At 69.9% G+C, this 11,628-nt stretch carries 12 protein-coding genes and 1 riboswitch; of the genes, 1 reads left to right on the top strand and 11 read right to left on the bottom strand.

Going from position 1 to position 11,628, the window contains the following annotated elements; translation table 11 throughout:
- From ACWELJ_RS30640 to ACWELJ_RS30610, 7 genes are all read right to left on the bottom strand, one after another.
- A partial coding sequence (locus ACWELJ_RS30640) for a hypothetical protein (RefSeq protein ID WP_452369581.1) occupies positions 1-187 on the bottom strand: 187 nt, incomplete at its 3' end.
- A complete protein-coding gene (locus ACWELJ_RS30635) occupies positions 184-1,200 on the bottom strand; it encodes a putative FMN-dependent luciferase-like monooxygenase (protein ID WP_452369580.1) in 1,017 nt (338 codons plus the stop codon). The genes ACWELJ_RS30640 and ACWELJ_RS30635, both read right to left, overlap by 4 nt.
- Positions 1,197-1,946: an ABC transporter ATP-binding protein gene (locus tag ACWELJ_RS30630; RefSeq protein ID WP_452369579.1), complete on the bottom strand. Its 750-nt coding sequence runs from the start codon at positions 1,944-1,946 to the stop codon at positions 1,197-1,199. Before ACWELJ_RS30630 ends, ACWELJ_RS30635 begins: the two co-directional genes overlap by 4 nt.
- A complete protein-coding gene (locus ACWELJ_RS30625) occupies positions 1,939-2,850 on the bottom strand; it encodes an ABC transporter ATP-binding protein (RefSeq protein ID WP_452369578.1) in 912 nt (303 codons plus the stop codon). Before ACWELJ_RS30625 ends, ACWELJ_RS30630 begins: the two co-directional genes overlap by 8 nt.
- The gene (locus ACWELJ_RS30620) at positions 2,813-4,666 is read right to left on the bottom strand and encodes an ABC transporter permease (protein ID WP_452369577.1); all 1,854 of its coding nucleotides are present in this window, start codon (positions 4,664-4,666) and stop codon (positions 2,813-2,815) included. Before ACWELJ_RS30620 ends, ACWELJ_RS30625 begins: the two co-directional genes overlap by 38 nt.
- Positions 4,667-5,827 (bottom strand): ABC transporter substrate-binding protein, encoded by a 1,161-nt coding sequence (locus tag ACWELJ_RS30615; RefSeq protein ID WP_452369576.1) that lies wholly within the window; start codon positions 5,825-5,827, stop codon positions 4,667-4,669.
- Positions 5,828-5,898: 71 nt separating this feature from the next.
- Positions 5,899-6,017: riboswitch (SAM riboswitch) on the bottom strand.
- Positions 6,018-6,171: 154 nt separating this feature from the next.
- Entirely contained in the window at positions 6,172-6,807 is a 636-nt protein-coding gene (locus tag ACWELJ_RS30610) for an HAD family hydrolase (protein WP_452369575.1), read from the bottom strand.
- Positions 6,808-6,930: 123 nt separating this feature from the next.
- Here ACWELJ_RS30610 and ACWELJ_RS30605 point away from each other — a divergent pair, with 123 nt between their 5' ends.
- Positions 6,931-7,758 carry a GNAT family N-acetyltransferase gene (locus ACWELJ_RS30605; protein ID WP_452369582.1) on the top strand — a complete coding sequence of 276 codons (828 nt, stop codon included), beginning with the start codon at positions 6,931-6,933 and terminating at the stop codon, positions 7,756-7,758.
- A gap of 112 nt (positions 7,759-7,870) precedes the next feature.
- On the opposite strand, the gene ACWELJ_RS30600 is transcribed toward ACWELJ_RS30605, so the two are convergent.
- The 4 genes from ACWELJ_RS30600 to ACWELJ_RS30585 form a co-directional block, all read right to left on the bottom strand.
- Positions 7,871-8,308, bottom strand: a complete 438-nt coding sequence (locus tag ACWELJ_RS30600; RefSeq protein ID WP_452369574.1) for a MarR family winged helix-turn-helix transcriptional regulator — start codon at positions 8,306-8,308, stop codon at positions 7,871-7,873.
- Positions 8,301-8,726: an SRPBCC family protein gene (locus ACWELJ_RS30595; RefSeq protein ID WP_452369573.1), complete on the bottom strand. Its 426-nt coding sequence runs from the start codon at positions 8,724-8,726 to the stop codon at positions 8,301-8,303. Before ACWELJ_RS30595 ends, ACWELJ_RS30600 begins: the two co-directional genes overlap by 8 nt.
- Positions 8,727-8,871: 145 nt before the next feature.
- On the bottom strand, positions 8,872-10,899 hold the full coding sequence (fusA, locus tag ACWELJ_RS30590; RefSeq protein WP_452369572.1) for an elongation factor G: 2,028 nt from the start codon (positions 10,897-10,899) through the stop codon (positions 8,872-8,874).
- Positions 10,900-11,062: 163 nt separating this feature from the next.
- Positions 11,063-11,410 (bottom strand): YrdB family protein, encoded by a 348-nt coding sequence (locus tag ACWELJ_RS30585; protein WP_452369571.1) that lies wholly within the window; start codon positions 11,408-11,410, stop codon positions 11,063-11,065.
- Positions 11,411-11,628: the final 218 nt, after the last annotated feature.

Genomic DNA, 11,628 nt, shown 5'->3' with positions numbered 1-11,628 from the left:
GACCGTCCAGCAGCGCCTCGTATACCCCCTGCGTATGCGCGATCACCGCCGGGCGTGTCGCCCGCAGCGCCCGGACCGCGTCCGCGCGCGGGCCGAGCACCGCGTCGATGACATCGGCGGACTCGGCGGCCTCGGATCCGGCCGGCGCGAGTGGCGCCACCTCGACGGCGGCGGTCGCTTCGGTCACGAGGAAGTCCTTTCGTCGGGTCGCCAACCCAGTTGCGGGGCAACCTTGGTGGCGATGAGTTCGATGGAGCGCAGGGTGGCGGCATGGCCCGGATCGACCGGGTGGACCTGCACGATGAAGTCGGTGGCGTGCCGCAGCGCCGCGTCGGCGGCGAGCTGCTCCGCCACCTCGTCGGGCGTGCCGAAGTAGATGTCGCGCAGCACCTCGGCGACCGAGTCGGCCACCTCCGGCCCGCCATTGCGGCCCAGCTGATCCAGGAACCGGGCCGCGCCGCGCTCGGCCAGAGCCCGGGCCTCGGCGTGGTCGTCGGCCACGAAAACGCCTCGGGACGCGCCGATTCGCGGTTCCGTACCCGGCGGCAGCGCATCGAGATAGGCGTCGACCAGCGGCTGCTGGGTCTCCCACAGGGTGGCCGCGGGCGCGGCCGGATCCCGCGGCTGCGCCTTCGACAGCAGCAGTCCGTCACCCGAGCGCCCGGCGCGCGCCGCGCCCCCGGCCGAGAAGGTGGCCTGCCACAGCCGATCCCGCAGTCCGGGCGCGGGCGGATTCAGCCCCCGATCCCCGATCAACGGCGCCCCCGCCAAGGCCGCGGTGACCGTGGCGAGTTTGTCCGCGTACAGCCGCTGCCGGTCGAGATCGGCCGCCTCGAACAGTTCGAAGGCGTGCCGGGACCCGCCCGCTCCGAAGCCGAGTTCCAGCCGGCCGCCCGACAGCTCGTCCAGCACCGCCGCGTCCTCGGCGACCCGGATCGGATCCTCCAGCGCCAGCGTCACGATGGCGGTCCCCACCCGGATCCGCGGGAACCGGGCGGCCGCGTGCGCCAGGAACACGAACGGTGACGGCAGCCCGCCCTCCGCCGGATCCAGGTGATGCTGCGCCACCCAGGCGGTGTCGTAGCCCAGCCGCTCGGCCAGTTCGATCTGGTCCAGGGCCTGCCGGTACACCGTGGCGGCGTCCTCGGCCGAGTCGGTGCGGACCAGGCGGGTGAAGAAGCCCAGGCGTCGCGCGGTCATGTCGTCACCTTTCCTAGGTAGGCATCGCGGACGGCCGGGTCGCCGACCAGGTCCGCGGCCGGGCCGTGCAGCACGATCCGCCCGGTGCGCAGCACATTGGCGGTGTGGGCGATGCTCAGGGCCAGCTCCGCCTGCTGTTCCACGATCAGGATGGCCAGGCCCAGTTCCCGATTGAGCCGGGCGATCTCCGACAGCACCCGATCCACGAACAACGGCGACAGTCCCATTGTCGGCTCGTCCATGCAGATCAGCCGGGGTTTACTCATGAGCGCGCGGGCGAAGGCCAGCATCTGCTGCTCACCGCCCGACAGCGTGCCCGCCCGCTGCAGGCGGCGCTCGGCCAGGCGCGGGAAATGCTCGAACAGTTCGGCGGCGCGCGCGGCCAGCACCGCGCGGCGCTCCTTGCGGATATAGCCGCCGACGAACAGGTTCTCCTCGACGGTCATGGCCGGGAACACGCGCCGCGCCTCCGGCACCGAGGCCAGCCCGGCCCGGATCCGCGCCGCCGCGGGGGTGGCGCTCACGTCGACGCCGTCGACGCGGACCGCGCCGGAACTCGGATGCAGCAGTCCCAGAGCGGTTTTCATGGTGGTCGACTTGCCGGAGGCATTGCCGCCGAGCAGCGACACGATCTCGCCGGGGCGGACGGTCAACGACACCTCGTCGAGCGCCCGGGACGCCCCGTAGTGCACCACCACGCGATCGAATTCCAGGATCGGCGTGGCATTCTCGTCGAACTCAGACATCGACGGCCACCTTTCCCCCGGCCCGGCTGCGTCCCAGGTACGCCTCGATGACGCGGGGATCGGAGAGCACCTCGTCGGGCGTGCCCGATGCGATGATCCGGCCCTCGTCCAGCACCAGCACCCGGTCGGAGAGCTCGTGGACCAGGTCCATCTTGTGTTCGACCAGCAGCACCGTCTGCCCCTGCGCCTTCAATTCGGCCAGCTGCGCGCCGATCTCGGCGGTCTCGGTCTGATTCATGCCCGCGGCGGGTTCATCCAGCAGCAGCAGGTCCGGCGCGGAGGCCAGCGCCCGCGCGATCTCGGTGCGGCGGCGATTGGCGTAGGACAGCGTGTAGGTGGGGTGGTCGGCGCGCGGAACCAGGCGCTCGGAGAAGCGGTCCAGCTGGGCGTCGATGCGGGCCGCCGATTCGCGGCGTTCGGCCCGCGCCGCCGGGGTCGGCGCCAGCGCCACACCCAGTTCGGCCAGCAGCGACACCCACTTCAGCACCGGGATGTTCGCGAGCCGCCGCAGCGGGCGGGTGGCGCGCAGCGTGGTCTGCAACCCCACGTCCACGTTCTCGCGCACGGTCATGGTGCCGAAGACCCGCCCGTTCTGGAAGGTGCGGGCGATCCCGGCCGCCGCGGCCGCCTCCGGGCGACCGGGGCGAATCCGCTTGCCGCGCACCAGGACTTCCCCGGCATCCGGGTTCAGCACCCCGGAGATCAGATTCACCGTGGTCGATTTCCCGGAGCCGTTGGGCCCGATGATGGACACGAATTCGCCGGGGGCGATGGTGAATTCGACACCGTCCACCGCGCGCACCCCGCCGAACGAGCGCCGCAGCCCGGTCACGGTCAGCACCGCCTCCGGCCCGGTGGCGCCGGTCTCAGACCTCGACCGGGGTTGGTTCGCTTGTGCGGACACGATCCCTCCTCACCAGAATTCCCTGCGGCCGGAACCGCACCACCAGCAACAACACCAAGCCGTACAACACGATTCGCCAGGACGGCGCCAGCCGCAGCAGCTCCGGCACCCCGATCAGCACCACCGCGCCCAGCACCGCGCCGTACGGCGAGGCGGTGCCGCCGAGCACCAGGATGGTCACCACCAGCAGCGACATCGGCAGGTTGAACACGGTCGGATCGATATAGGAGTACTGGTGCGCCAGCAGCGCGCCACCGATCCCGGAGCAGAACGCCGCGATGGCGAACGCCAGCGCCTTGTAGTCGCGCACCGGCACCCCCGCCGACCGCGCCGCCACCTCGTCGGCCCCGATGGCCCGGATCGCGATCCCCAGCCGGGACCGCTGCACGCCGACGATCAGCGCCACCACCGCGGCCAGCACCACCAGCTCCAGCCGGAAAATATCGGTGTGCGTGGTGAATTCGAAGCCGAACACGCTGGGCGCGGGAATCCCGAAGATGCCGTAACTGCCGCGCGTCACCGATTCCCAGTTGCGGATGATCGCCACCGTGACGATGCCGATGCCCAGTGTCGCGATCGCCACGTAATGCCCGCCCAGCCGCCACAGCGGCGCGGCCAGCACCGAGGACACCACGGCCGCCACCACGCCCGCCGCCACGATGGCGGGCAGGAACGCCCAGCCGTGCGACACGGTCAGCACCGCCGAGGTGTACGCGCCGATCGCGATCGGCCCGGCCTGCCCGATGGCCAGCTGCCCGGCCGACCCGGCCACCAGCGTCATCGACACCGCGATGATCGCGTACGCCAGGATCTGGGTGCCCACCGAGATGCCGTAGTCGTCGGCGACCAACGGAATCGCCACGCCGGCGACCCCGAACGCGAGCAGCGCGTGCCACCAGCGCACTCGCAACTCCCGGCCCGAGCCCAGGAACGTCCCGGTCATGGGCTCGGATTCGATGGCGGGCGGCCGGGCCAGCAGCCCGCCGGGCCGCAGCACCAGGAAGATCACCAGCAGTCCGAACGTGATCAGATCCCGATAGCCGTCCCCGAACCAGTAGATGCCGAACGCCTCCACCAAGCCGAGCACGAAGCCGCCGAGCACCGCGCCCGGAATCGACCCGAGCCCGCCGATGGTGGCCGCCACGAACCCGGTCATGCCGACCACGCCGCCGCTGGTGGGCGAGATATTCGAGTTGTAGAGGCCGACGAAGATGCCCGCCAGCCCGCCCAGCCCGGAGGCGATGGCGAAGGCCAGCGACTGCACCCGCCCGACCCCGATCCCCATCTGCGCGGCGGCATCCGGATCCTGCGCGGTCGCGCGGATCGCCAGCCCGTGCCGGCTGAACCGCAGGAACGCCCACAGCCCGCCCATAACCAGCAGGGTGATGGCGAACATGACCACGTCCGAGGTGCCGAACCGCACCCCGCCCACCTGAAAGTTGTTGGTGGACAGCACCTGCGGGAAGGGCCGGGTGTCCGGCCCGAACACCAGGGCCACCACGTTCTCGATGATGAGCCCCACCGCCACCGTCGCCAGCAGCGCCGCGATGGCCGGGGCCCGGCGCAACGGCCGCACCGCCAGCACGTCGATGGCCACTCCGACCAGCGCCGTCACCGCCACCACCACGACCAGCGCGGCCCACCACGGCACCCCGTGCTGGGCGATCAGCCACCAGCCCAGCACCGAACCGAACGCGAAGATCGAGCCGTGCGCGAAATTGATGACATTGCTGACCCCGAAGATCAGGGTGATGCCCACGGCGATCAGCGCGTACGCGTTGCCGTGGACCAGACCCGCGATGAGCGTGTCGAACATCTACTTCTTGCTTCCGACGGGCACGAACTTGCCGTTCTGCAGAATCAGCTCGATCGGCTTGACCCCGCTGGGGCGGCGCGTCTGCTGATCGAAGGCGAAGGTGCCCAAGCCGATTCCGTCGAAGTCCTTGACCTCGCGCAGCCCCTTCAGCACACCCTCCCGGGTCGCACCGCCCGCCTTGGCCGCCTTCACCACCGCGTTCAGGGCGTCATAGGCGTACACATTGAAATCGCCCGGATCGGTGTTGAACTTGGCCCGGAACTTGGTGACGAAGTTCTGCACCTTCGGACTCGGATCCGAGGGCGTGAACACGCCGTTCACGATGTCGCCCTCGGCCGCCGCGCCCGCCAGGTCGATGAACTGCGGCGTGTTCTGCCCGCCGAAGAACTGCCCGGTGAACCCGACGTCCCGCAGCTGCTTGACCACCAGCGCCCCGTCCGGTCCATATCCCAGGTGCACGAAGGCATCCGGGTTGGCGTCGCGGCCCTTGATCAGCACCGGCCGGAAGTCCTGCGAATCCGGCAGGATCGCCGAGGAATAGGCGATCTCGATGCCCTTCTCCTTGGCGAACTGTTCGAAGAACTTGAAAGCCTGCTTACCCCAGTCGGTTTCGAGGTAGACGACCGAAACCTTCTTCGCCTTGGAGCGCACCCATTCGGCGTTGCGCTCCATGTACACGTCCAAGGTGATGGACGGACTCCACGAATAGTCCCCCGCCTTGGTGAAATCCACCGCGGAGTTGGTGAACCCGTACTGCACCAGCTTGCCCCGGTTGTACACCGGAGACGCCGCGATCGACGCGGGCGAGGAGAAGTCCCCCAGCTCCGCGATGATCGACTGATCACCCACGAACTTGGTCGCGATCGGCACCGTCTGCTTCGGATCCGACTGCGAATCCTCCCACTTCAGCGCCACCTTCTTGCCATTGATCCCGCCCGCGGCATTGATCTCGTCCAGCGCCAGATCGAACCCCTGCTGCCAGAGCCGCCCGTACTCGGCGGAATTGCCCGTCTTGGGCCCGGAGACACCGAAATACACCGTGTCGGAACTGCTTCCGGACGAGTCGCTACCGCAGGCCGCCGCCAGACTCGCGACCAGGGCCGCCGCCCCGACACCCACCGCCACCCGGAAACCACGCGACCGGGACAAGATCCTGCTCATAGCTACCTCTACATTCGCGCACCGGCACACCGCCGGGCAGGGGGACACGACCGCGACAGAGGAATGCGCGGTCCTGGCGCTTGCGCCACCCGGTCGGGCAGCGCCTGGTCGTCACCCGGGGCACCCCACCGCCCACGCGAGGGTTGCCGATCAGCCAGCCGGGGCTCGAAAAACGCTGATACTCGTGACCGTGTCCAGAAAGGTAGCCGTGACAACCGGCGGCCGACACCGTTCGAATCACCCTGATGCCAAACGCCACCCGGCCCCGCCGCCGGGAAATCTCCTGTCGCCCCCACGAATTGCCCCCTCGGCGGCATCGCCCCCGCGGACGCCGCCGCTCGCCCCTACGTCAGATGCGCTGCCAGCCAGGCCGGGAACTCGGTCAGATCGCGCAGCACCACATCCGCGCCCGCCGCCGACAACTCCTCGGCCGTGTAGGGCCCGGTGGTCACCGCCACCGAGGTCGCGTCCGCCACCTTGGCCGCGCGCACATCGCCGAGATGATCACCCACATAGATCGAGGCGCCGCGCTCCAGCAGCACCTCCCCCTTCTCCTCCGCCCAAGCGCCGCCGACCAGCTCGTCGACCGCCAGCCCCAGATGATTCAGATGCAGTTGCGCGTGCGGGCCGTTCTTCGCGGTGATCACCAGCACCCGGCCCCCGGCCTGGTGCACCGCCGCCAGCGCGTCCACCACGCCGGGCAGATGGTCCGACGCGTGCACCGCCAGCTCCGGATACATCTCCCGGTACATGGCCACCACGCCCGGTACCTCGTGCTCCGGGAACCACTGCGCCGCCTCGTGCGCCAGCGGCGGACCCAGCCGCGACACCACCAGCTCCGAATCGATCGGCACCCCGGTCCGCGCGGCGACGGCATCCCACACCGCGGCGATCCCCGGCCGCGAATCGATCAGCGTCATATCCAGGTCGAACCCGACCACGAGACCACCGGCGGAACCGCTCGAATCATCAACAGCCACGCCCCGACCCTACGGCCCGCCGGTTCCCGCCCCGCGCCTCGACCGCCGCGCACCGCGAAAATCGGAGGCGAGGCCACCGATCCGCGACCTAGGCTCGACCCCATGCCGAGCGATCAGGGAACGCTGTTCTGTGGAACCGAACTGGCCGAGCGCATCGAGCGGGCCGAAGCCGAGCTGATCGCCAAGGGCAGCGGGGCGGCCGCGACCCGGCTCGGCCCGGACGCCGGATTCGTGATCCCGATCGCGGGCGGGGTGGCGTCCTTTGCCGAGGACGGGTCACCGCTGAACAAGATCGCCGGACTCGGATTCGCCGGAATCCCCGAGCCGTCGGAACTCGACGCGATCGAGCAGCTCTGCGCGGAACGGAAAACACCTGTGCAGGCCGAGGTCTCACAACTCGGCGACCCCGGCGTCGGGGAACTGCTCACCGAGCGGGGCTACCGCCTGGTGTCGTTCGAGAACGTGCTCGGCCGCGAACTGCGCGGCGCACCGGTCGCGACCGTCGCCCCCGGTGTCGAGGTGACCCACAGCGGCGAAGACGAATTCGACACCTGGCTCGATGTCGTCGCGGAAGGCTTCGCCCACCCCGACACGCAGGGCGTGGCCTCCCACGAGGAATTCCCCGCCGACATCATCGCCCGCGCCATGCGCGACCTGACCGGCGCGGCGGACGTCCAGAGGTATCTCGCCCGGCGCGACGGCGGCGTGGCGGGCGGAGCCAGCCTGCGTATGTCCGGCGGCATCGCCCAACTCACCGGCGCAGCAACCCATCCCACACATCGGCGGCACGGCGTGCAATCGTCACTGCTGTCGGCCCGCCTCGCCGAGGCAGCCGCGGCCGGCTGCGACATCGCGGTGGTCACCACGCAGCCCGGCTCCAAATCTCAGCAGAACGTCCAGCGCCAAGGCTTCGCGCTGCTCTATACCCGGGCCATCCTGGTCAAGGGCTGACCGTCCGAGTACAGCCGTATCGATGGCTCGGATGGCTTCCGCGCGCGCAGAAGGATCACCGAACTCCGCGCTCCCGCGATCCGCCGTGATGGGCGCCGGCCAAGCGGCGGCGTCAGCTCGGGAGCCGGTGCGCGGCAATCGGTTTCAGCTGCTCGCGCAGTACGTCGCCGGCTACGCCGAAGAGCTGTTCGTCGGTGTCGACGGCGATCCGCACGCCCCGGCTCGCCAATTCCCGGCCCTCGGCCGTGAGTTCGATGCGCAGCGCGCGAGCGTCGACCGGGTCGGCGCACCGCGCCAGCAGCCCGCGCTCCTCCAGGCCGCGAATCACCTTGGACGCCATCATCCGGTCCGCGCCCGACATGTCCGCCACCTGTTGCTGGGTCGGCAACTCACCCGATCGACCCAGCCAGCCCGCCGAGGCGAGCAGGTTGAACTGGGTCGGCGTGAGCCCGAGCGGACGCAGATTGCGTTCCAGCGTCGCCCGCCACTCCAGGGCGGCGTGATGCAGCCAGAAGCCCGGACTCATGAGCGGTCCCCGTGGTTCAGCCACGCCGGCGTGCCTCCTGTTCCAATGCGGCGAAGGTGAGCGGCATGTCCGCGCGCATGCCCTTCTCCCAGATGAGCTTGAACAGCGGGCCCATCGGCCCGTGCACCTCGACCTGCTCGGCCACCCGCACCCGGCCGTCGCCGAGCGGGACGTAGGTGCGGTGCCCGCGCAGCTTCCCGAACGGGATGCCCGCTTCACTGGTCCACGACCGCCCCGGCTCCACGGCCACGATAGTGAACGGCCCGGCCGGCGCGCCCTTCGGCTTCACCCAGCCCTTGGTCCCGGCCGCGAACTCGCCGTCGATCCGGGACTTCTCCTCGTGCGGGTCCCATTCCGACCAGCGGTCGACATCGGTGGCGACCGCCCAGACGCGGTCCAGGTCGCCGGTGATCACGGCCTCCTCGGTGAACGAGTACATCATCGCCGTCTCCAATCGGGAAAATATGTTGTTGCGACAACAGTAAACGTAGTCGCGACAACAATCAACCCTTTCTATCGACCGACCCACGATGGATGGGCCCGGTGACGACGGCAACCAGGTGCCGCCGCCACCGGGCATCCGGCCGCTACGGGACCGGCGCGTAACCCAGCGGGCGCGCCGTGAACGTGCCCCGGCCCTGAGTCCGGCTCCGCAAACGCGTTGCGTAGCCGAACAATTCGGCCAGCGGCACCGTGGCCGTCACGACCACCGTGCCGGTGCGGTTCACCGACCCGGTCACCCGCCCCCGCCGGGCGGCGAGATCACCGAGCACCGCCCCGACATAGTCCTCCGGCACCGTGGCGGTCAGCTCCACCAGCGGCTCCAGCACCGCCATGGCACTGGCGCGCAAGGCTTCCCGCAGCCCCAGACGGCCCGCGGTGCGGAACGCCAACTCCGACGAATCCTTGGAGTGCGTCGCGCCGTCGGTGAGCGTGACCCGCAGACCCGTGACCGGATGACCGGCCAGCGGCCCCTCCGCCAGGGCATCCCCGCACCCGGCCTCGACCGCGCGCACGAACTCCGCCGGAACCCGGCCGCCCACCACCGTGGACTCGAACTCGAATCCCGTGGCCCCGGGCTCGGATTCACGCAGCGGCCGCACGTCGAACACGATGTGCGCCCACTGCCCGGAACCACCGTCCTGCTTGGCATGCCGGTAGGTGAAACCCCGCACGCCGCGCACCACGGTCTCCCGGTACGCCACCTGCGGCCGCCCGACCGTCACGCTCAGCCCGCGATCGCGGCGCAGCTTCTCCACCACGACCTCCAGGTGCAGTTCGCCCAGGCCCGCCAGCAGCGTCTGCCCCGACTCCGGATCGGTCCGCACCGTCAGCGACGGATCCTCCTCGGCCAGCCGGGCCAGCGCCACCGCCAGCTTCTCGATGTCAGCGCTGGTGCGCGCCTCCACCGCCACCGACACCACCGGCTCGGTCGGAGCCGGCGGCTCCAGCAGCACCGGGTCCTCCGGAGCGCACAGCGTCGCGCCCACCCGCACGGCCTTCGGGCCGACCAGCGCGACGATGTCGCCCGCGGGCGCGGACTCCACCTCCGCGTGCCGGTCCGCCTGCACCCGCAGGATGCGCGAAACCCGCTCGCGCCGACCGCTGCCCGCGTCCAGCACGGTGTCCCCCTTGCGGAGGACACCCGAATAGACCCGGACGAACGTCAGCCGCCCCGTCGGCGTGGCATGCACCTTGAACGCCAGCGCCGCCAGCGGTTCCGCCGGATCCGCGGCCCGGACCGCCGCGCCGCCGCCCACCGCGGGCCGATCCAGCGGCGACGGCAGATAGGCGGCCACGGCGTCGAGCAGCGGCTCGATCCCGGTATCGCGGTACGCCGCACCGCACAGCACAGGAACCACCTCACCGGAGAGCGTGAGCTCCCGCAGCGCGGCGGCCAAGGTGTCCGCGGAGAGCGCGGCGTGCTCGACGTACTCCTCGAGCGCCGTCGAATTCCGCTCCGCCACGGCCTCTTCCAGCGCCTTGCGGGCCTGCGTCACCGCATCCGCCACCTGGTCCGGAATCGCGCCTTCCGCGAACCCGCCCGCCCACGTGAGCGCACGCAGCCGAACCAGGTCCACCACACCGGTGAACACCTCACCGGAGTACACCGGTACCTGCACCAGCAGGGGAACCGGGTGCAGCCGTTCACGAATCGAGTCGACCACGGCCCCCAGGTCGGCCCCGGCGCGATCCATCTTGTTGACGAACGCGATCCGCGGCACCCCATAACGGTCCGCCCGCCGCCACACCGACTCACTCTGCGGCTCCACCCCCGCCACCGCGTCGAACACCGCGACAGCGCCGTCCAGCACCCGCAGCGACCGCTCGACCTCATCGGAGAAGTCCACATGCCCCGGCGTATCGATGACGGTGAACCGATGCCCGGCCCACTCACAGCTCACCGCCGCCGCGAAGATGGTGATCCCCCGATCCCGCTCCTGCGGATCGAAATCGGTGACGGTCGTCCCGTCGTGCACCTCGCCGCGCTTGTGGATGCTGCCCGTGAGGAACAGCATCCGCTCGGTCACCGTGGTCTTCCCCGCGTCCACGTGCGCGAGAATCCCCAGATTGCGGACAACAGTGAGGTCGGGTCGAGAAACATTGGTACGCACGGTCTTCAGTCCTTCGTGCTGATCAGGAACAGAACAGCGCGATTCCCCCGGACGGAGACAGGTCTCCCGGGCTACTCGATACGGCCGCGCAGCCGGCACCGAGCCGGCAAAGAAATCATGGCCCGACCGTATCCACCCGACACCCCTGGTGTCGCCTGATTTTTCACATCGTCAGATGCCCGAAGTGGATCACCGCCAGGTTCGCGATCACCACCAGCGGGAAGAGCACCGCCACCTTCCGATACCCCAGCCGCCAGAGCCCAGCCGCCGCTCCACCGAAGACCAGCACCTTGGTCGCCACCGCGGCCACCGGAACCGAGAAGCTCGCCTCCGGCGCCGCGAACATCCCCCACAACACCACGACCGCGACAGCCATACCCACACCCCGGAGGATCTTCGCGGTGCGGCTCCGGCCCGTACGGACGCCCCAATAGGCCAGTGCGCCAACGGCAACCAACTCGAGCACGAAGGCAAGGGTGAAGTTCAGGGTGGACCAGACGGTGGCGATCATAGCTACTCCGAGATCAGTGCTCTCTATTTCGACCAATGATCACCGATACCATGTTCCGAGTCAAGAGCGCTGCTCTCACAACCGAACGAACCAGCCATAGATACGCCAAAGGCCCCCAGCAGATGCTGGGGGCCTTCGCGAATGATGTTCCGGCGGTGTCCTACTCTCCCACACCCTGTCGAGTGCAGTACCATCGGCGCAGGTGGCCTTAGCTTCCG

This window comes from Nocardia sp. NPDC004582 (assembly GCF_053602115.1).
This window is presented reverse-complemented; position numbering and strand designations above follow the sequence as displayed.

What these genes read in the sequence shown, in the direction of transcription:
- ACWELJ_RS30635 (WP_452369580.1), bottom strand. Translation starts at nt 1,200, where the DNA reads ATGACCGCGCGACGCCTGGGCTTCTTCACCCGCCTGGTCCGCACCGAC.
- ACWELJ_RS30630 (WP_452369579.1), bottom strand. Translation starts at nt 1,946, where the DNA reads ATGTCTGAGTTCGACGAGAATGCCACGCCGATCCTGGAATTCGATCGC.
- ACWELJ_RS30620 (WP_452369577.1), bottom strand. Translation starts at nt 4,666, where the DNA reads ATGTTCGACACGCTCATCGCGGGTCTGGTCCACGGCAACGCGTACGCG.
- ACWELJ_RS30615 (WP_452369576.1), bottom strand. Translation starts at nt 5,827, where the DNA reads ATGAGCAGGATCTTGTCCCGGTCGCGTGGTTTCCGGGTGGCGGTGGGT.
- ACWELJ_RS30595 (WP_452369573.1), bottom strand. Translation starts at nt 8,726, where the DNA reads ATGATGTACTCGTTCACCGAGGAGGCCGTGATCACCGGCGACCTGGAC.
- ACWELJ_RS30585 (WP_452369571.1), bottom strand. Translation starts at nt 11,410, where the DNA reads ATGATCGCCACCGTCTGGTCCACCCTGAACTTCACCCTTGCCTTCGTG.